The organism is Arthrobacter sp. 2MCAF15, assembly GCF_052115605.1.
Classification (GTDB): domain Bacteria; phylum Actinomycetota; class Actinomycetes; order Actinomycetales; family Micrococcaceae; genus Arthrobacter.
Genome location: NZ_JBFRGZ010000007.1, coordinates 163,476 through 182,987 on the forward strand (window position 1 = coordinate 163,476; position 19,512 = coordinate 182,987).

The 19,512-nt window shown below is 68.6% G+C and carries 22 protein-coding genes; 16 read left to right on the forward strand and 6 right to left on the reverse strand.

Going from position 1 to position 19,512, the window contains the following annotated elements:
- Positions 1-60: 60 nt before the first annotated feature.
- Both AB4089_RS10485 and AB4089_RS10490 read left to right on the forward strand, forming a co-directional pair.
- Positions 61-1,188, forward strand: a complete 1,128-nt coding sequence (locus AB4089_RS10485; protein ID WP_441409216.1) for a WD40/YVTN/BNR-like repeat-containing protein — start codon at positions 61-63, stop codon at positions 1,186-1,188.
- A gap of 61 nt (positions 1,189-1,249) precedes the next feature.
- Complete coding sequence (locus tag AB4089_RS10490; RefSeq protein WP_441409242.1) at positions 1,250-1,546, forward strand: MoaD/ThiS family protein; 297 nt, start codon at positions 1,250-1,252, stop codon at positions 1,544-1,546.
- A gap of 3 nt (positions 1,547-1,549) precedes the next feature.
- Here the strand turns inward: AB4089_RS10490 and AB4089_RS10495 are convergent, their stop codons facing one another.
- Positions 1,550-1,786 (reverse strand): hypothetical protein, encoded by a 237-nt coding sequence (locus AB4089_RS10495; RefSeq protein ID WP_441409217.1) that lies wholly within the window; start codon positions 1,784-1,786, stop codon positions 1,550-1,552.
- Positions 1,787-1,996: 210 nt separating this feature from the next.
- Here AB4089_RS10495 and AB4089_RS10500 point away from each other — a divergent pair, with 210 nt between their 5' ends.
- The gene (locus AB4089_RS10500; protein WP_441409218.1) at positions 1,997-3,082 is read left to right on the forward strand and encodes an ATP-dependent DNA ligase; all 1,086 of its coding nucleotides are present in this window, start codon (positions 1,997-1,999) and stop codon (positions 3,080-3,082) included.
- A gap of 116 nt (positions 3,083-3,198) precedes the next feature.
- Here AB4089_RS10500 and AB4089_RS10505 read toward each other — a convergent pair whose 3' ends face one another.
- Positions 3,199-4,515 carry an MFS transporter gene (locus AB4089_RS10505; protein ID WP_441409219.1) on the reverse strand — a complete coding sequence of 439 codons (1,317 nt, stop codon included), beginning with the start codon at positions 4,513-4,515 and terminating at the stop codon, positions 3,199-3,201.
- Between the two features lie 225 nt (positions 4,516-4,740).
- Here AB4089_RS10505 and AB4089_RS10510 point away from each other — a divergent pair, with 225 nt between their 5' ends.
- From AB4089_RS10510 to AB4089_RS10565, 12 genes are all read left to right on the forward strand, one after another.
- The gene (locus AB4089_RS10510) at positions 4,741-5,601 is read left to right on the forward strand and encodes an IclR family transcriptional regulator (RefSeq protein WP_441409220.1); all 861 of its coding nucleotides are present in this window, start codon (positions 4,741-4,743) and stop codon (positions 5,599-5,601) included.
- Between the two features lie 167 nt (positions 5,602-5,768).
- On the forward strand, positions 5,769-6,650 hold the full coding sequence (locus AB4089_RS10515; RefSeq protein ID WP_441409221.1) for a shikimate dehydrogenase: 882 nt from the start codon (positions 5,769-5,771) through the stop codon (positions 6,648-6,650).
- The gene (locus AB4089_RS10520; protein WP_441409222.1) at positions 6,650-8,584 is read left to right on the forward strand and encodes a bifunctional sugar phosphate isomerase/epimerase/4-hydroxyphenylpyruvate dioxygenase family protein; all 1,935 of its coding nucleotides are present in this window, start codon (positions 6,650-6,652) and stop codon (positions 8,582-8,584) included. The genes AB4089_RS10515 and AB4089_RS10520 overlap by 1 nt, the downstream gene beginning before the upstream one ends.
- Positions 8,585-8,625: 41 nt before the next feature.
- On the forward strand, positions 8,626-9,522 hold the full coding sequence (gene pcaH, locus AB4089_RS10525; protein WP_441409223.1) for a protocatechuate 3,4-dioxygenase subunit beta: 897 nt from the start codon (positions 8,626-8,628) through the stop codon (positions 9,520-9,522).
- Positions 9,523-9,529: 7 nt separating this feature from the next.
- Positions 9,530-10,114 (forward strand): protocatechuate 3,4-dioxygenase subunit alpha, encoded by a 585-nt coding sequence (gene pcaG / locus AB4089_RS10530; RefSeq protein WP_441409224.1) that lies wholly within the window; start codon positions 9,530-9,532, stop codon positions 10,112-10,114.
- On the forward strand, positions 10,111-11,673 hold the full coding sequence (locus AB4089_RS10535) for a lyase family protein (RefSeq protein WP_441409225.1): 1,563 nt from the start codon (positions 10,111-10,113) through the stop codon (positions 11,671-11,673). The genes pcaG and AB4089_RS10535 overlap by 4 nt, the downstream gene beginning before the upstream one ends.
- On the forward strand, positions 11,666-12,484 hold the full coding sequence (locus AB4089_RS10540) for an alpha/beta fold hydrolase (RefSeq protein ID WP_441409226.1): 819 nt from the start codon (positions 11,666-11,668) through the stop codon (positions 12,482-12,484). Before AB4089_RS10535 ends, AB4089_RS10540 begins: the two co-directional genes overlap by 8 nt.
- Positions 12,481-12,921 (forward strand): 4-carboxymuconolactone decarboxylase, encoded by a 441-nt coding sequence (gene pcaC / locus AB4089_RS10545; RefSeq protein ID WP_441409227.1) that lies wholly within the window; start codon positions 12,481-12,483, stop codon positions 12,919-12,921. Before AB4089_RS10540 ends, pcaC begins: the two co-directional genes overlap by 4 nt.
- Positions 12,918-14,129, forward strand: coding sequence for a thiolase family protein (locus AB4089_RS10550; RefSeq protein WP_441409228.1), 1,212 nt, complete (start codon positions 12,918-12,920; stop codon positions 14,127-14,129). The genes pcaC and AB4089_RS10550 overlap by 4 nt, the downstream gene beginning before the upstream one ends.
- A gap of 3 nt (positions 14,130-14,132) precedes the next feature.
- Positions 14,133-14,792, forward strand: coding sequence for a 3-oxoacid CoA-transferase subunit A (locus AB4089_RS10555; RefSeq protein ID WP_441409229.1), 660 nt, complete (start codon positions 14,133-14,135; stop codon positions 14,790-14,792).
- Position 14,793: 1 nt separating this feature from the next.
- On the forward strand, positions 14,794-15,468 hold the full coding sequence (locus AB4089_RS10560) for a 3-oxoacid CoA-transferase subunit B (RefSeq protein ID WP_441409230.1): 675 nt from the start codon (positions 14,794-14,796) through the stop codon (positions 15,466-15,468).
- A 60-nt stretch (positions 15,469-15,528) separates the two neighbouring features.
- Entirely contained in the window at positions 15,529-16,335 is an 807-nt protein-coding gene (locus AB4089_RS10565) for an IclR family transcriptional regulator domain-containing protein (RefSeq protein WP_441409231.1), read from the forward strand.
- A gap of 40 nt (positions 16,336-16,375) precedes the next feature.
- On the opposite strand, the gene AB4089_RS10570 is transcribed toward AB4089_RS10565, so the two are convergent.
- A complete protein-coding gene (locus AB4089_RS10570; RefSeq protein WP_441409232.1) occupies positions 16,376-16,612 on the reverse strand; it encodes a hypothetical protein in 237 nt (78 codons plus the stop codon).
- A 173-nt stretch (positions 16,613-16,785) separates the two neighbouring features.
- Between AB4089_RS10570 and AB4089_RS10575 the strand changes: the two genes are divergently transcribed.
- The gene (locus tag AB4089_RS10575) at positions 16,786-17,736 is read left to right on the forward strand and encodes a diacylglycerol/lipid kinase family protein (protein ID WP_441409233.1); all 951 of its coding nucleotides are present in this window, start codon (positions 16,786-16,788) and stop codon (positions 17,734-17,736) included.
- Positions 17,737-17,766: 30 nt separating this feature from the next.
- On the opposite strand, the gene AB4089_RS10580 is transcribed toward AB4089_RS10575, so the two are convergent.
- The 3 genes from AB4089_RS10580 to AB4089_RS10590 all read right to left on the reverse strand — a co-directional run.
- Positions 17,767-18,684, reverse strand: coding sequence for an ACT domain-containing protein (locus AB4089_RS10580; protein WP_441409234.1), 918 nt, complete (start codon positions 18,682-18,684; stop codon positions 17,767-17,769).
- Positions 18,685-18,776: 92 nt separating this feature from the next.
- Entirely contained in the window at positions 18,777-19,331 is a 555-nt protein-coding gene (gene mscL / locus AB4089_RS10585; RefSeq protein WP_441409235.1) for a large conductance mechanosensitive channel protein MscL, read from the reverse strand.
- A gap of 50 nt (positions 19,332-19,381) precedes the next feature.
- A partial coding sequence (locus AB4089_RS10590; RefSeq protein ID WP_441409243.1) for an integrase core domain-containing protein occupies positions 19,382-19,512 on the reverse strand: 131 nt, incomplete at its 5' end.

A 19,512-nucleotide genomic window follows, 5' to 3' on the forward strand; every position in this document is an offset into this window, starting at 1 on the left:
TGCACCGGCGCCGCTGGCGCCGGCATAAAACCATTGCGGCCTTCGGGCCTGGATGGTTGCATGGGTGGCATGGCTACTGCTGCAGAGAGTTATGTCCTGGCGATCGGGACCAAAAAAGGCCTTTGGCTGGCCACCAGCCCGGACCGGAAGGACTGGTCCCTGTCCGGGCCGCACTTCCTCATGAGCGAGGTGCCCAGCATCGGCATCGACACCCGCGATGGCAGGACCCGGATCCTGGTGGGGGTCCGCTCCGAGCACTGGGGTCCCACGGTTTTCCACTCCGATGACCTGGGCGGAACCTGGAGCGAGCCCGAAAACGGCGCCATTACGTTCCCCGACGGCACGGACGCCGCCCTGGAACGGATCTGGCAGATCCACCCCGACGCCGAGTCCCGCCCGGGCGTCGTGTGGGCAGGCTGCGAGCCGATCTCCGTCTGGAAATCGACCGACGGCGGCGAGCACTTCGAGCTTAACCGCGGCCTCTGGGACCATCCGCACCGCAGCGAATGGGGTGCAGGCTACGGCGGTGCCGCGGCGCACTCGATTGTCGTGGACCCCACGGGCGAGAAGGTCCACGTGGCCATGAGCACGGGAGGGGTCTACCGCTCGCTCGACGGCGGCGCTTCCTGGGAGCCGCGCAACAAGGGGATCTCCGCCTACTTCATGCCGGATCCCAACCCGGAATTCGGCCAGTGCGTCCACAAGATAGCGGCCGACGCCGCCGACGACGGACGCCTGTACGCGCAAAACCACCACGGCGTCTACCGCAGCGACGACGGCGGCGAGTCATGGGTATCAATCGCCGAAGGGCTGCCGGCGGACTTCGGCTTTGTGATGTTGACGCATCCGCGCCGGTCCGGCACGGCCTGGGTGATCCCGCTGAAGGCAGACGGCGAGCGAATTCCGCCGGACGGCAAGTTGGCCGTGCACCGGACGGATGACGCCGGCGCCAGCTGGAAGCGGCTCGACGCCGGGCTCCCCAGGGCCGAATACAACGTCGTGCTGCGCGATGCCGCCAGCGTCGACCAAGCCGAGCCCACGGGTGTCTACTTCGGGACGCGGGGCGGGAGTGTCTACGCCAGCGCTGACGAGGGGGAACACTTCGCCGAAATCGCCTCGCACCTTCCGGACGTGCTGTGCGTGCGCGCCGCCGTGGTTTCCGCGGCCCTCGTGCCGGCGCAACCGTGACGGGATGAACGAGCGCATGGACGCCGAGGGCAATAGCGGCGGCACGGCCAACGGCGATTCCATGCCGGCCGGGTCCGCGATCAGTGTGGTCCTGCCCAGCGTTCTCCAACCGCTGGCCGGCGGGCAGTCCATCCTGACTGCGCCCGCGGAGGCTGCGGTGACGGTGGAGTGGTTGCTGGATACCGTGACCGGGGACTACCCCGCGCTGTCGCGGCGGTTGCGGGACGAGACCGGAACAGTTCGCCGCTACGTGAATATATACGTCAACGGGAATGAGATCCGGCGGCTGCAGGGCCTGGTGACTGCCGTGGCCCCGGGCCAGGAAGTCCTCATCATCCAGTCAGTGGCGGGAGGCTGAGCCTCAGGCGACCCGCCAGACGGTGCATTCGTCCGCGTTGATGGCCTTGCGCATGCCGGTATGGCGGTCCATGATCCAGACGACGCCGATTCCGGGGGCCGTTTCCTGGACGCGGCCGCGGCGGATCACGACGTCGTCGTAGTTCGGGCCCACGCTGAGGCGGGCCTCGATCTCATCGCCGCGGTGCAGCTGGTCGAGGGCACGGATACGGGTCACATGGGCTTTGGCTTCCTTCAACATGGCGGGGGCCTCCTGGACTGGAGCTGGTGCCTGCTCTTGCCGGCACCTCCAGTGTCCTGCGCCAATGTTGCGTCCGCGTTTCAGCACGGTAAGGGGCGGGTTAGTTTTCGACGGCGCCGCGGTTACCCGCCCTGCCTTGACCCCTGGCGCGCGAGGAATCCCCGCCCCCGGGGCTGGCGGTACCGGGTCCGCGGCGCAAGAATGGGCGCTATGCGACTGCCGTTGATGCCTCCCATTGCGCCCATGCTGGCCAAAGCACTCCCCGCCCTGCCGGCGACGGACGCCGGAACGGGCTGGCTGTTCGAGCCGAAATGGGACGGCTTCCGCTCGATCATCTTCCGTGACGGGGACGAGGTGGAGATCGGCAGCCGCAACGGCAAACCGATGACGCGCTACTTCCCCGAGCTCGTCGAGGCGCTGAAAGCAGAGCTGCCGGAGCGCTGCGTGGTGGACGGCGAGATCATCCTGGTGGCGGCCTCCGGGGACCGGCTCGACTTCGATGCGCTGCAGCAGCGCATCCATCCGGCGGCAAGCCGCGTGAAGCTGCTCGCGGAGCAGACCCCGGCGCGGTTCGTGGCCTTCGACCTGCTGGCCCTGGGGGATGAGGACCTGACGGGCAAACCCTTTGCCGAGCGCCGGAGCGAACTCGAACGCGCCCTGGCGGCAAGCGCAGCCCCCGTCCACGTCACGGCCGCCACGCCAGACCGGGACACGGCGCAGCGCTGGTTCCGGCAGTTCGAGGGCGCCGGACTCGACGGCATTGTGGCCAAGACGCTGGAGGGTACGTACCAGCCGGACAAGCGCGCCATGGTCAAGGTCAAGCACGAGCGCACCGCCGATTGCGTGCTCGCCGGCTACCGGGTGCACACGTCGGGCCCTGACCGGATCGGTTCGTTGCTGCTGGGGCTCTACGACGACGCGGGGGTGCTGGCAAGTGTCGGGGTGGTGGGCGCCTTCCCGATGGCGCGGCGCCAGGAGTTGTTTGCCGAGCTGCAGGAGCTGGTCACCGGGTTCGAGGACCACCCCTGGGCCTGGGCCCGGCAGGAGGAGGGGGCGCGGACGCCGCGGAACGCCCAGGGGAGCCGGTGGAGCGGCAGCAAGGACCTGTCCTTCACCCCGCTCCGGCCCGAGCGCGTGGTGGAAGTGAAGTACGACCACATGGAGGGCGAACGGTTCCGCCACACCGCGCAGTTCGTCCGCTGGCGTCCGGACCGGGAACCCCGCTCCTGCACTTACGCCCAGCTGGAGGAGCCGGTGAAGTTCGATCTCGCCGCGGTGCTCGGCGCCACCCCCTGACGCCCCGGCGGCGGCGCTACCAAAAACGCCGCAACACCAAACAAGAGGCGGCCCGCCCCAGAAGGGACGGGCCGCCGTCGTACGGTGCGGAACTGCCGGCTGCGCCGGGCGGGAAACTAGTGCTGGCCGAGCTCCCGGGTGGGGACCTTGAAGGTTTCCTTGGCTGTCAGGGCCGCAACGGTGGCAATCAGGCAGATGATGCCGGTGAAGATGCTGATCTGGACCCAGCCGCCGGGCTGGATGCCACCCATGACCGCAACGATCGCCGGGGCGAACCCGGCCATCAGGAAGCCCAGCTGGGTGCCGATCGCGAGGCCGGAGAAGCGGACGTTGGTGCTGAACATTTCGGCGTAGAAGGAGGGCCAGACCGCGTTGGCTGCAGCGTAGCCGAAGGAGAAAAACCCGACTGCCGCGAGGAACATCAGGGGGACGCTGCCGGATTCGAGGCTCAGCAGGAAGACCGGGGTCAGGACCGCACTGGACAGTGCGCCGTAGATGAAGACCGGCTTGCGGCCGATCTTGTCCGCGAGCATGCCGAAGAGCGGCTGGGTGCCCAGGGCCATGAAGTTGGCGCCCACCACGAGCCAGAGGGTGGTGGTGCCGTCCACGCCGGCGACGTTCTTGGCGTAGCTGATGGCGAGGGTGCCGAAGACGGTAGACACGGCGGCGATGAAGGCGCAGGCGATGACGCGGAGGACATCGCGCCAGTGGTCCTTGAGGAGGTCGGCAACCGGGAGCTTGGAGATCTGCGCAGTCTTCTTCGCTTCCTCGAAGGCCGGCGGCTCGTGCAGGGTGCGGCGGATGAAGAACGCGATCAGCACCACCACGGCGCTGAGCCAGAACGGGATGCGCCAGCCGATGGTGTACTTGATCTCGTCGGGCAGGGCCAGGACCGGGATGAAGACGAGGGCTGCCAGGATCTGGCCGCCCTGGGTTCCGGTAAGGGTCCACGAGGTGAAGAAGGAGCGGCGGTTGTCCGGGGCGTGCTCGAGCGTCATGGAAGAGGCGCCGGCCTGCTCGCCGGCCGCGGAAAAGCCCTGGCAGAGACGCGCCAGCACCAGCAGGACCGGAGCCCACCAGCCGACTGTCTTGAAGTCCGGAAGGCAGCCGATGACGAAGGTGGCGGCACCCATCAGCAGCAGCGTGAACATGAGGACCTTCCGGCGTCCAATCCTGTCGCCGAAGTGGCCAAGGACGACGGCGCCGATCGGACGGGCAATGTAGGCGAAGCCGAAGGTAGCGAACGACATGATCGCCGCGTTGGTGTCGGCGTCCGGGAAGAAGACGTGCGGAAAGATCAGTGCCGCTGCGGAACCGAAGATGAAGAAGTCGTAATACTCGACGGCGCTGCCCAGGAAGCTGGCAAGGGCCGCCTTCTTCGGCGTCCCTCCTGTGACGGTACCCGGCGTCGTGGACGGGACTGTGTGGCTCATGGTGTTCCTTTGGTGTGACGACGTTGTCGCGGATGGATCAGGAAGGTCTCGGCTGCCACTGGTTTAAGTGTGGTGCAACCGGAGGTCCGTGGAAAGACCCGGACTAGTAGCCACATGGTGGAAGCTACTTGTGCGATGTAGCAATAATGACTGTGAGCGCAGTCACTTGTCAAGAAAAATAATCACCATCTAGAAATAGCTCTCACTATGTGGGAACATCGATACATGAGTGTGAATCAAGCCACAGATACGGCCGCCGTTTCCGGATCCCTCGAGCAGGCCGCCGCAGAGCCGGAAGCCGCTGCAAAACCAGCCAAAGCCGCCAAGGACGACTCGCGGACGGACATGGTGGGCAAGGCCCTGGGCCTGCTGGTCCTCCTGGGTGACGAACCACGGGGCGCCAGTGCCGCGGAGATCTCCCGGCGGGCCGAGCTGCCGTTCAGCACCACGTACCGCCTGCTCGGCTCCCTGACCCGGGACGGCTTTGTGGACTATGAGCCGGACGGCCGCCGCTACCACCTGGGCCTGCGGGTCTTCCAGCTCGGCCAGCGGGTCTCCAACCACCACGGCTTCGCGGGCACGGCGCTGCCCATCCTGCGGCGCGTGACCGAGGAGTCGGGCGAGGCGACCATCCTCTCCGTCCGGGACGGCATCCACCACCTGACGGTGAACAAGGTGGACGGCCCGCAGACCTTCCGGGTCACGAGCGACCCCGGACATCTCGGCGCCCTGCACACCACCTCGGTGGGCAAGGCGCTCGTGGCGTTCGCCGACGACGCCACGCGCGCGCAGCTCGTCGAGGAGCTGCCGCTCGAGCCGCTGACGGCGCTCTCGATCACGGACCGGGAGGCATTCCGGGCGGAGATCGAGCAGATCCGGCGCCAGGGCTACGCCACGATGGACGAGGAGAACGAGCTCGGCATGCGGGCCGTTGCCGTCCCGGTCTTCAACGACCAGGGGCACGCCTTCGCCTCCCTGGCCACGGCCGTTCCGGTGTTTCGGCTCAGCATGGAGGCCCTCGTTGCCCTCGTGCCGCTGCTTCAGGCGGCGGCCGCCGAGCTGTCGGCCAGGCTGCCCCAGCAGTGACGGGCGCTGCCGGCTGAAGCCGCCTACGCCGTAATAAAAAGTTCGTGATTCGAACAACAGTGCAACATGTGAACAAAGTCTGTAGTGTAATCCCTGTCACCCGGCCCGCCGGAGACGCCGCAAGCGTCCCGAGCCCGCCGAGTGCCGCTGTCAAAGGAGCTAACCGGATGAGCAATCGAGCAGAGTCCTTCCTCGTAGGCCTCGTGGGAGACGGCGTCATGCCCTCCCTCACGCCCTACATGCATGAACGGGAAGGGGACGTCCAGGGCCTCCGGTACCTCTACCGCCCCATCGACCTGACCGAACTCGGCCTGCCCGGCAAAGCCGTGGGGGAGCTGCTGGCCGGCGCCCGGAACCTGGGCTTCAACGGATTGAACATCACCCACCCCTGCAAGCAGCTCGTGCTCGACTACCTCGACGAGGTCTCCGCCGATGCCCGTCGCCTCGGCGCCGTCAACACCGTGGTTATCCGCGACGGCCGGTTCATCGGCCACAACACCGACTTTTCCGGCTTCGCGGCGGCGCTGGCCTCCGGACTCCCCGGCGCCACCCTGGACCGTGTGGTGCAGCTGGGGGCCGGCGGCGCCGGATCCGCCGTCGCCTACGCCCTGCTCACCGCCGGTGTCCGCCAGCTGGACCTCGTGGACACCGACCCGGCCCGCTGCGCCGCCCGGGCGGCCGAACTCGCCGGATTCTTCCCGGACCAGACCGTCACCGCCCGGACGACGGCGGAGCTGCCGCGGCTCATGCCGCAGGCCGACGGCCTGGTGCACTGCACGCCCGTGGGCATGGCCGCCCATCCGGGTGTTCCACTGGACATGTCCCTCGTGCAGTCCCGGCACTGGGTGGCCGACATCGTGTACCGGCCGATCGAAACCGAGCTGGTGCGCGAGGCCCGGGCCAAGGGCTGCGACGTGCTCGACGGCGGCCGGATGGCCGTGGGCCAGGCGGCGGACGCCTTCCGGATCTTCACCGGACGCCAGGCCGACGCCGACCGCATGCGCTCCCACTTCCTGGAACTGGTCGCCGCGGAAGAAGTGTCCGCCTGATGCGCACCGGAATCGCCACCGTCTGCCTCGCCGGGACCCTGCGGGAAAAAATGCAGGCCTGCGCCGTGGCCGGCTTCGACGGGATCGAAATCTTCGAACAGGACCTCGTGACGTCCCCGCTGAGCCCGGAGGACGTCCGGAAACTTGCCGCCGACCTTGGCCTCACGCTGGACCTCTACCAGCCGTTTCGGGACTTCGACAGCGTTCCCGAGGACTTGCTCGCCGCCAACCTTCGCCGCGCGGACGCCAAGTTCCGGCTCATGTCCCGGCTGGGCATGGACACCATGCTGCTGTGCTCCAACGTCGGCACGGCCACGATCGACGACGACGAGCTCCGGGCCGCACAGCTCTCCCGGCTAGCGGACCTCGCGGGCGACCACGGCGTCAAGGTCGCCTATGAGGCCCTTGCCTGGGGCAAGTACGTCAACGACTACGAGCACGCCCACCGGCTCGTGGAGCTCGTGGACCACCCCAACCTGGGCACCTGCCTGGACTCCTTCCACATCCTCTCCCGCGACTGGGACACCGCGCCGATCGAGGCCTTCAACCCGGAGAAGATCTTCTTCGTCCAGGTGGCCGACGCCCCCAAGCTGTCCATGGACGTGCTGTCCTGGAGCCGGCACTACCGGGTGTTCCCCGGCGAGGGCCAGTTCGAACTCGCCAAGTTCATGGGCCACGTGGTCCGCGCCGGCTACACCGGCCCGGTATCGCTGGAGGTTTTCAACGACGTCTTCCGCCAGTCCGACGTCGAACGCACCGCCGTCGACGCGATGCGGTCGCTGATCTGGCTCGAAGAACAGAGCGCCGCCTGGCTTGAGGCAAACCCTGTCCCCGCTGGCGGGGTGGCAGGGCCGGCGGCCGGCGCCCCGGCCCGCCGCCGCTATCCCATGGAACTGGCCACGCTTCCCCGGGTGGCCGAGCCCGCCGGCTTCAACTTCGCCGAAGTCAGGGCAACGGACACGGCCGCGCTCGAGACCCTGCTGGGCCAGCTCGGTTTCGCCTCCAACGGCCGGCACCGGACCAAGAACGTGCAATTGTGGACCATGGGCCACGCCCGCGTGGTCATCAACGAAGAACCCGCCGGCGCCGGAACCACGGCCGCGCCGCCCGCGATCTCCGCACTGGGCTTCGACGTCGATTCCCCCGTGATCGCCGCCGCCCGCGCCCAGCAGCTCAAGGCCCCGGCCGTGCCGCGCAAGAGCCAGGCCAACGAGGAGATTTTCCAGGGGTTCGCCGCCCCCGACTCCACCGAGATCTTCCTGTGCCAGGGCAACCCCGACGGCACCGCGGCGTGGACCCGGGAATTCGGCGACGGCCTGGAAGCCCCCGCAGCCGGTGGTGACGGTGCCGTGATCGACCACGTGAACCTGGCCCAGCCCTGGCAGCACTTTGACGAGGCCGTGCTGTTCTACACCAGCGCCCTGGCCCTGGAGCCGCAACCGTTCGCCGAGGTGGCCAGCCCCACCGGGCTGGTCCGGTCGCAGGTGATGTTGACGCAGGACCGGGGCGTCCGCCTGGTGCTGAACCTGGCGCCGCTGCTGCAGCAGGAAGCCCCCTCCGGAACCCCAGGAACGGGGCAGCGCCGCACGTACCAGGAGCACGTGGCGTTCGCGGTGGATGACCTGGTGTCGACGGCCCGGGCGGCACGGGACCGCGGCCTGGACTTCCTGCAGATCCCGGCGAACTACTACGAGGACCTCGATGCCCGGTTCGCGCTGGAACCGGAATTCCTGGCCACGCTCCGCGAGCTCAACCTGCTCTATGACCGTGATGCCGACGGCGAATTCCTGCATTTCTACACCGCCACCGTGGGCAGCGTGTTCTTCGAAATGGTGGAACGCCGCGGTGCCTATGACGGCTACGGCGCCCCGAACGCGCCCGTTCGGCACGCCGTCCAGTACGACCACCTGCACCAGCTGACGCGCACATCCTGAGCCCATCCGAACAACAAACACACCAACGAAAGGAGGCTGCTGTGCCTGAAGAAATCAATCTCGACATCTTCAACGCCGACCCGATCACCGAGGACGTGTCCGACGAAGCCACGGAGGCCGCACCAAAGACCTACGCGCCGCTCGACGCCGCAGCGGAGTCCCAGGCGGACCTCAGCGCCGAGATGAAGGCGATCGGCGAGGCCTACGCGCGGGCCCTCAAAGACGGAGCCCCGGCCGAGGTCCAGCCGCGGCTCGACTACGCGCCATACCGCAGCAGCGTCCTGCGCCATCCGACGAAGAGCCTGCACCACGCGGACCCGGAAACGATCGAACTGTACTCGCCGGCGTTCGGCCACATGGACGTCCACACGCTCGAATCCGACCTCACGATCGCGCACAACGGCGAACCGCTGGGCGAACGCATCGTGGTCTCCGGACGCGTGCTCGACGGCGACGGACGCCCAGTCGCCGGCCAGCTCGTCGAAATCTGGCAGGCAAACTCCGCCGGCCGCTACATCCACAAGCGCGACCAGCACCCGGCGCCGATCGACCCCAACTTCACCGGCGTCGGCCGCTGCATCACGGCGGCAGATGGCAGCTACAGCTTCACCACCATCAAACCCGGCGCTTACCCGTGGAAGAACCACCTGAACGCCTGGCGGCCGGCCCACATCCATTTCTCCTTGTTCGGCTCCGAATTCACGCAGCGGATCATCACCCAGATGTACTTCCCCGGTGACCAGCTGTTCCCGCTGGACCCGATCTACCAGTCGATCGTGGACAAGGACGCCCGCGACCGCCTCGTGGCCACCTACAACCACGAGCAGACCAAACCGGAATGGGCCATGGCCTACAACTGGGACATCGTACTGACCGGATCCAAGCGGACCTGGACCGAAAACGAGGCCCTGGGCGCAGGAGGCGACGAGAATGAATAGGAGCGCCATGAGTAACCCCAGCAAACTGGCCCCCACCCCCGGACAGACCGTCGGGCCGTTCTTCGGCTACGCCCTGCCCTACGCCAAGGACCGCGAGCTCCTGCCGCCCGGTTCCCCGGGATCCATCCGGCTCCAGGGCACCGTGTACGACGGCGCAGGCCACCCGATCCCGGACGCAATCCTGGAGATCTGGCAGGCGGACGCGGACGGCAAGGTCCCGCAGCGTACCGGCTCCCTGGTCCGCGACGGCTACACCTTCACCGGCTTCGGCCGCTCAGCCGTGGGGAACACCGGCGCCTTCACGTTCACCACCGTCAACCCCGGCCCCACCGAACCCGGGGCGGCACCGTTCATCGCCGTGGCTGTGTTCGCCCGCGGCCTCATGAACCGCCTGTTCACCAGGGTCTACCTGCCCGAGGACGAGGCCGCCCTGGCCCAGGACCGGCTGCTCAGCTCGCTGGAACCGGACCGGCGCCGGACGCTGATCGCGCGCAGGGATCCCGACGGCGGCCTGAGCTGGGACATTCGCCTGCAGGGCGAGGGCGAAACCGTGTTCCTGGATTTCAGCGACGCCGCGGGCGCCTCAAAGTGACGTCCTTCGAGACCGACGGCGACGTTGGCCTGCTGAGTCCCGTGTCCGCGTCGCCCCGCGTGGCAGCACTGACCGGTGACCGTGCCGTGCTCGCGGCCATGCTCACCGTCGAGGCCGCCTGGGCTGCGGTCCTGGAGGATGCCGGGCTCGTCCCGGCCGGATCCGCGGGGGTGGTGGCCGCCGCCGCGGACGTGCAGCGCTACGACGTCGCGGACCTCGCCGTCCGCGCCCAGGGCGGCGGCAACCCCGTCATCCCGCTGCTCGCGGACCTCCGGGAACAGGTCAGGGACCTGGACGCTGCCGGAATTGGCGCGGTCCAGGCTGTCCACACGTCGCTGACCAGCCAGGACGTGCTCGATTCGGCCCTGATGCTGCTGGCTGCAGGGGCCGTGCGCGAGCTCCTCGCCGAGCTCAGGGCGGCCACGTCCGCTCTTGCTGGCCTTGCCGAGGCCCATGCGCACACGCTGTGCGTGGCCCGCAGCCTGACCCAGCACTCGCTGCCCTACAGCTTCGGGCTGCGGGCGGCGCAGTGGTTCGGCGGGCTGGCTGCCGCGGCCCGCCGGCTCGGAGCCCTCGAACTTCCCGTGCAGACCGGAGGCGCCGCCGGGACCCTCGCCGCCGGGACGCTGTTGACCGCCGGCGGCTGGACCGCCGGAGCCGGGCTGACCCCCTTGGACCTCGCGGACCGGCTGGCCGCCCGCCTGGGCCTTGCCACCGTTCCGGCGCCCTGGCACACCAACCGGCTGGCCGTGACCTCCCTCGGTGACGCGCTGGCTGCCGTGACGGACGCCGCCGGCAAGATGGCCGCGGATGTCCTGTTCCTGAGCCGGCCGGAAGTGGCGGAGCTCGCGGAACCGCGCGCCGCGGGGCGGGGCGTGTCCTCGGCCATGCCGCAGAAGCAGAATCCCGTGCTGTCCGTGCTGATCCGCAGCGCGGCCCTGCAGTCCCCGGCCCTGGCCGCACAGCTGCACCTCGCGGCGGCCAATTTCAACGACGAACGGCCCGACGGCGCGTGGCACAGCGAATGGTCGGCCCTGCGCCAGCTGCTGCGCCTGGCCCTCGGCGCCGCGGCCCAGCTCCGCGAACTGGCCGGGGGGCTGCAGGTCTTCCCGGCGGCGATGCGCCGCAACCTGGACCTCGCCGGTCCGCTGCTGCTCTCCGAAGCCGTCAACGCGGCCGTCGCGCCGCTTTTGGACAAGCCTCCGCTTTTGGACGTGAACAGCGCCGAGGCGGAGCCGGGCAGAACCGGGAAGCAGCGCCTGCAGGCCGTCGTGGACGCAACGCTCCAGGCCCCGGCCGTGGAGCAGGCGGCCACCTACCGGGCACTGCTCCGCGCGGCCGTCCCGGAAGACCTGCTCACCGACACCCGGCTGGAGGAGCTTCTGGACCCGGCCAACTACCTGGGCCAGGCCGCTGACATCTCGCGCCGCATCCTTGCGGCGTATCCGGAATACACCGCCGGGCCGGCCTCACCGGGAAATGCCTCACCGGAAGATGCCTCATCTGAAGATGACCGCGCCACCGCCCACCAACTCCAGAATGGAGCCTCCCGTGGCTAGACCCACCGTCAAAGCAGTCCTGCTCTCGCCCCAGCGCCCGCTGGGCGAGAAGCCCCTCCTCATCGTTGGTCCCTCGCTCGGAACATCCTCCCTCGTGTGGAGCCAGGCCGGCGCCGCGCTGGGCGACGTCGTCGACGTCGTCGCCTGGGACCTGCCCGGGCACGGCGTCTCACCGGCGGCCCAGGAGACCTTCACGGTCGCCGACCTCGCCGACGCAGTGATCGCCCTGGTCGATTCGATCGCCCCCGGTGCGCGCTTCCACTACGCCGGGGTGTCCCTCGGCGGCGCCACCGGCCTGCAGCTTGGCATCAAACACGGCGACCGGCTCAAGAGCCTCTCCGTCCAGTGCTCCGGCGCGAAGATCGGCACCCCCGAGGGCTGGCTGGAGCGCGCTGAAACCGTGCGCACCCAGGGAACCCCCGTCATGATCCAGGGCTCCGCGCAGCGCTGGTTCGCCCCGGGATTCATGGACAGCCAGCCGGAGCTCAGCAGCCGGCTCCTGCACACCCTCCGGGACGCCGACCGCTTCAGCTACGCCTTCTGCTGCGAGGCCCTGGCCGGCTTCGACGTGCGGGACCAGCTGGGCACCATCCGCGTCCCCACCCAGGTTGTCGCCGGCGTCCTGGACGCGGTGGCGCCGCCGTCGATGGCCCAGGAGGTGGCCGCCGGCATCACCTCCGGCGGCGGTACGGCCACGGCCGTCAGCCTGGAGGGAGTGGCACACCTGGCACCGTTTGAGGCGCCGGGCCACATCGTCGAACTGCTGAAGGGCCTCATCACCTGGACCGAGTCGCAGGGAGCGGGCGCATGACCGGCCCCGAAAGGAATGGTGTAGTCCAGCCCGGCGCGACCAGCCAGGAAATCTACGACGGCGGCATGAAAGTCCGCCGGGAAGTCCTGGGCGCCGCGCATGTGGACCGCGCCAACGCCAACAAGGATTCCTTCACCGAAGACTTCCAGGACATGATCACCCGGATCGCCTGGGGCGGGATCTGGACCCGGCCCGGGATCAGCCGCCAGATGCGCTCGGCCGTCACCATAACCGCCATGGTGGCCCACGGGCACTGGGAAGAATTGGCCATGCACATCCGCGCCGCCATCACCAACGGCCTGAGCCGGGACGAGATCAAGGAAATCCTGCTCCAGACCGCCATCTACTGCGGAGTCCCCTCCGCCAACACCGCCTTCAAGACCGCCCAGCAGGTGTTCCATTCCATGGACGAGAAAGAAATGGATACAAACGCATGAACCAGGCCTTTATCTACGACGCCGTGAGGACGCCTTTCGGCAAGTTCGGGTCCGGCCTGGCCGCCGTCCGCCCGGACGATCTCGCCGCCCACGTGATCCGCGAGATCGTCAAGCGCGCACCCAAGCTCGACGTCGAACGGATCGACGAGGTGGTGTTCGGCAACGCCAACGGCGCCGGCGAGGAGAACCGGAACATCGCCCGGATGGGCACCCTGCTGGCCGGGCTGCCGGTCTCGATCCCGGGCACCACGGTCAACCGGCTCTGCGGGTCCTCCCTGGACGCGGCGATGATCGGCTCCCGGCAGATCAGCACCGGCGACGCGGAGCTGATGCTGATCGGCGGCGCCGAGTCCATGTCCCGGGCCCCCTGGGTGCTGCCCAAGACCGAAAAGCCCTACCCGGCCGGGGACATGACCCTGGCCTCCACCACTCTGGGCTGGCGCCTGGTGAACCCGGCCATGCCCGCCGAGTGGACCATCTCCCTGGGCGAGGCCACCGAACGGCTCGCGGAGAAATACAGCGTTGCCCGCGAGGCGCAGGACGAATTCGCCGCGAACTCCCACAACCTCGCCGCAGCGGCCTGGGACGAGGGCTTCTACGACACCCTCGTGGCCCCCGTCCCGGGCACGGACCTGGTCCGCGACGAGGGCATCCGGCCCGGGTCCTCGGCGGAGAAGCTCGCCGGGCTCAAGACCGTGTTCCGCACCGAAAACGGCACCGTCACCGCCGGGAACGCCTCCCCGCTCTCCGACGGCGCCTCCGCGGCCTGGCTCGGCTCCGAGGCCGCCGCCGGGCTGCTCGGCCTGGACCCGCTGGCCCGCATCGCCGGCCGCGGCGCGCACGCCAACGACCCCCAGTACTTCGGCTACGCCCCGGTGGAGGCCGCCAACAAGGCCCTCGCGAAGGCCGGGATCGGCTGGGACCAGGTGGGCGCCGTCGAACTGAACGAGGCGTTCGCCGCGCAGTCCCTGGCCTGCATCAACGCCTGGGGCATCGATCCTGGAATCGTGAACCGGCACGGCGGCGCGATCGCCATGGGCCACCCGCTCGGCGCCTCCGGCGGCCGGATCCTCGGCACCCTGGCCCGGTCCCTGCAGGCCTCCGGCGAACGCTGGGGCGTCGCCGCGATCTGCATCGGCGTCGGCCAGGGCCTCGCAGTCGTCCTCGAAAACATGACCGTTGCCGGAACCAACACAGGAAAGGCGTAAGCGATGCTGAATTTCATTGACACCGTCGGCGAGGCCGTCGCCGGGATCAAGGACGGCTCCACCGTGATGATCGGCGGGTTCGGCAACGCCGGCCAGCCCTTCGAACTGATCGACGCGCTGCTGGAGTGCGGCGCCACCGACCTGACCGTGGTGAACAACAACGCCGGCCAGGGCGACCAGGGCCTGGCCCTGCTCATCAAGGAGGGCCGGGTGAAGAAGATGATCTGCTCTTTCCCGCGGCAGTCCGACTCCTGGCACTTTGACGCCAGGTACAAGGCCGGGGAGATCGAGCTCGAACTCGTCCCGCAGGGCAACCTGGCCGAGCGGATCCGTGCCGCCGGCGCCGGGATCGGCGGGTTCTTCACGCCCACCGGCTACGGCACCATGCTCGCCGAGGGCAAGGAAACCCGCTTCCTGGACGGCAAGTGGCAGGTGTTCGAGACCCCCATCCACGCCGACGTCGCCCTTGTCAAGGCGCTCACGGCGGACGGGAAGGGCAACCTCGTCTACCGCAAGACCGCCCGGAACTTCGGTCCCATCATGGCCGCCGCGGCCAAGCACAGCATCGTCCAGGTCTCCGAGATCGTCCCCACCGGCAGCCTGGACCCGGAGGTCATCGTGACCCCCGGAATCTACGTCAACAGCATTGTTAAGGTGGCCTGAGATGAGCATCCAAACCACGATCCAGACCTCAGACAAACCCCTGGGCCGTGACGACCTCGCCCGGCTCGTGGCCCGCGACATCGAGCCCGGATCCTTCGTGAACCTCGGCATCGGCCAGCCCACCCTGGTCTCGAACTACCTCGAGCCGGAGCAGAACATCACGCTCCACACCGAGAACGGCATGCTGGGCATGGGCCCGGAAGCCGCCGGGGACCAGATCGACGGCGACCTCATCAACGCCGGCAAGATCCCCGTGACCGAACTGCCGGGCGCATCCTACTTCCACCACGCGGACTCCTTCGCGATCATGCGCGGCGGCCATCTGGACATCTGCGTGCTTGGCGCCTTCCAGGTCTCCGCCACGGGCGACCTCGCCAACTGGCACACCGGCGCCCCGGACGCGATCCCCGCCGTCGGCGGCGCCATGGACCTCGCCACCGGGGCCAAGGACGTGTTCGTCATGATGACGCTCCTGACCCGCGACGGCGCATCCAAGATCGTCCAGGCGTGCACCTACCCGCTCACCGGGATCGGCTGCGTCACCCGCGTCTACACGGACAAGGCCGTCTTCCTGACCGGGCCCGACGGCGTCCAGGTGCGGGAGACGTTCGGCTGCACACTCGAGGAACTCCAGGCCATGGTCCCCGTGCCGCTGCGTCCGGCGGACCCACGCTGACAGTCCTGCGGCCGGAGACCTTGCGCCCCGCTAAAGTGATGCGGGACCGAAAGGCGAAAAATGATTGAGCCAGCCAGGAGCGGCGGCGCGCCCGCGGCCAGCGACCAATACGTGCAGTCACTGGCGCGCGGGCTCGCCGTGATCCGTGCCTTCGACACCGAACACCCCAAGATGACGCTGACCGAGGTGGCGGCCCGGACCGAACTGACCCGGGCCACGGCCCGGCGGTTCCTGCACACCCTGGTGGAGCTGGGCTATGTCCGCACCGATGGCAAGATCTTCGCCCTGACCGCCAAAGTGCTGCAGCTCGGCTACGCCTACCTGTCCGGGCTGTCCCTGCCGCAGCTCGCCCAACCACACCTGGAGGAGCTCTCGCTCGAGCTGGGGGAGTCGACGTCGGCAGCGGTGCTCGAAGGCACCGACATCGCCTACATCGCGCGGGTTTCGACCCGGCGGATCATGACGGTGGGCATCACGGTGGGCACCCGCTTCCCCGCCTACGCAACCTCCATGGGCAGGGTGCTGCTGGCGGCCCTGGCCCCGGCGAAGCTGGAAGAGTACCTCTCGGCCGCGGACATCCGGCCCCTGACCCCCGGGTCCATCGGAACGAGGGCCGCACTCCTGGCGGAACTGGACACTGTCCGTGCCCAGGGCTGGTGCCTGCTGGACCAGGAACTCGAGCTGGGACTGATGTCCGTCGCGGCGCCGGTCCATGACGGGCCCAAAGTGGTGGCGGCGATCAACGTCTCGCTGCAGGCCCAGAGCGTTTCGGCGCAGCCCGACCCTGCTGCCTACCTCGATGCCGTGCGCGACGCGACGGTGGCAACGGCGGAACTCATCTCGGAGGACCTGACCTCGGGGCGGTGAAACACCCCTCCGACAGGACGGCCGGAAGAGCGCCGTCAGTTCAGGGGGCGGAATCCGGGACGGGCCCTGTTGAAACCGTGATGGTGACGCCCCCGGGTTCGTCACTGATTTTCAGGTGCAGGCCCCGGCCCACTATCGAGGAATGGATGTCCTCGCTGTCGCCGGGGGCTAGCTGCTCGGCCAGCCGGGTGAGCGCCAGGGCCATCGCCCGGCCCCAGTCATGGGGATCCATGCTGGATGATTCAGCGGTAGCCGAATAGTTCTCTGGTTCAGTCATCTGCTCCCACTTTCGGCGTCCGGAGCGCAGGCTCCGGCACATCACGAAGCCCAGTCTAGTGAGGCAGACGAGCCGACGTCCACGATTTGCGCCGGTGCTGCGGAGGTTGCGCGGACACTGCGGCTAGGATTTCACGTTAGGGACTTCTCCCGCCTAATTGCCCTAAGGACGTCATGACAGAGAACAAAACGGCGACGCCGGAGACCCCCGATACCACCGCGTCCCTGCGGGCCGCGGTGGTTATCAACCCCATGAAATCTCCCGGCGAGAGCTTTCGGGCCTCCTTCTTCCGCCTGTGCGAGACCCAGGGCTGGGCCGAGCCGCTGTGGCTGGAAACCACCAAGGAGGACACCGGGCTTGGCCAGGCGCGCCAGGCCCTGGACGCCGGGGTCGACGTCGTCATCGCCGCGGGCGGCGACGGAACTGTCCGCTGCGTGGCGGAGGTCCTCGCGGGCACCGGTACACCGATGGGCCTGGTGCCCATGGGTACCGGCAACCTGCTGGCCCGCAATCTCGGCGTCGACATCACCGACCCCGTGGCCGCCAGCTACGACGTCCTGAGCGGCACGGATGTCAAGGTGGACGTGGTGAAGGCCAGGCTGGACCACGCCGAGGACGAACACCTCTTCCTTGTCATGGCAGGGCTTGGCTACGACGCCGCCATCATGGCGAACACCGTGGATGAACTCAAGGACCGCGTGGGTTGGCTCGCCTATGTTGAAGCGGGCATCCGGCACCTGCCGGGCAAGCCCATCCGGGCGAAGATCAGCATTGACGGAGGGCACGCCGTGCGGCGCCGGATCCGCAGCGTGATGGTGGGCAACTGCGGCAAGATCATGGGCGGCGTGGAGATCTTCCCCAAAGCCAAGATCGACGACGGAATCCTCGACGTCGTGATCCTGGCGCCCGTCGGCCGCCTGGGCTGGCTGGGAGTGCTGGCCGGGGTCTTCGGCCGGAACAAGCCCAAGGATGCCTCGGTGGAATACTTCGCCGGAAAGTCGGCTGAGATCGAGCTCGCCCACGAGCAGGATTTCCAGCTCGACGGCGACCCGCTCGGCAAGGCCAAGCACCTCAGCGTCACAGTGGAGCCCGGGGTCCTCAGCATCCGGATGACAGCCATCTGACCCGCCGCCCGCAGTGCCGGGCCGGCCGGGCTACCGTCCCGGTCCGGTGTGGTCCGGGCGGTGCGCCAGGATCTCAGCGAGTTCGGCCAGCCGGTGCGCGCGGGCGGACTCGGCCGGCGTGAACGGCTCGCCGGGCCTTGAAAACGCGATGGGCCCCTGCCACGCCGTCGGGATCTTCAGGACGGTCCCGTCCGCCTCGGCTGGGGATGGCGACTCCGGGCTGCCGGCGGCGGGCCCCGGGATGATCCGGGCCCGCAGCAGTTCCGCGACCGCCAGGGGCAGCTCCTCGGGGCTGGCGGCGATCCGGGCGGCAAGGCTCAGTGCACCGGTCTGCCCGTCGGCCATGGCCAGGGCCGTAGTGGGCCAGACGTGCGGATCCGCGCCGCCGCCTGCCCGCAGTGCCCGGAGCAGCTCGGCCTCGCGGACCTCACCCGGCGCCGAGAGCACGAACTCGTCCAGCACGCCGCCGGCCACGGGGTGGACATGAATGCTCAGGATGTTCGTGTTGAGTCCGGCCAGGGCCTGCGTCAGTCTTTGCAGCGATCCCGGCTTGTCTTTCAGGACGGTCCGCGCCCGCCACAGGGCCGGCGCGGCGACAAGCCGCCTCCGGTGGCGCAGGGCCGGCGCATGCAGCCAGCTTCTGAGCATCCGGGCCGCCGAGGGTTCGGCCACCCAGATCACCAGGATGGTCGCGGTCATGGTCAGCACCAGGACCTTGGCAACATACGGCAGGTGTGTTTCCACCACCGCCGCGTGCACCAGCAGTTCGATCGGCAGCATCACGGCGATGTTGGCCAGCGTCAGCCGCGCCTTCGTGGGTTCGGGCATCTGGCCGCACACTTCGCAGCTGAGCTCGGAGGTGGCCGGGGAGTGGGCTTTTCCCGGGGTTTTGCGTGGGCCTTTGCGGGGGCCTTTGCCTGGGTTTTTGCCTGCGGCGTTGCGCGTCATGCTCCCATGATTCCGGCCACCTGTTTCGGCCGGGTTGCCGCCGGGTGACAGTTTCGGACCAGCGCCCGAAGGCGCCTGCCCGGGCCGTACAGCTAGCGGCTGGCGGCGTGGCGCGGGCGGTCCTCGTCCACGAACTCCGCCGCATTCCCCGCAGTGTCATCGACGGTCCGCCCTGCGTTGTCATCGACGTTCCGCGCGACGTTTCCATCGAAACCGGGGCGGCCGGGGCCGCCGTCGTGTTCCCGGTCCGCCAGTGTGGTGAGCAGGTCCCGGATCTCGGCCAGCAGCGCGGTGTCGGCCGGGATCGGCTCTTCCTCGGGCTCGGCGGCGCCGAGCCTGCTCTTGACCATGCGGTTGATCCGGTTCATGGGGGCCACGAAGATGAAGTACACCACCCCGGCCGTGATGAGGAAGGTCAGGAAGGCCGTGACGACGGCGCCGATGTTGACAAACGTCTTGTCGTTGCCCGGCCAGACGTAAAAGCCCAGGCCATGGGTCTCGACGCCGCCGGCCGCAGCGAGGACCGGGTTGACGATGTTTGAGGTAAACGCGCTGACCAGGGCTGTGAAGGCAGTGCCGACCACGACGGCGATGGACAGTTCGATCACGTTGCCGCGCAGGATGAAATCCTTGAATCCTTTGAGCATGGGGAACCTCCGGTTGTTTGCGTGATTCAACCGCTAGATGTACTGAGCCATTAGGTTGGTGACACTCGGTTGGCGGGTGTGGTTCCGATGCCGGTGTGGATTCGTTCAGTGTTGTAGTGCTGGAGCCAGGGCGCAAGTGCGGCTTGGCGGTCACCGCTGCTGGTGAAGATCTGCCGGTAGG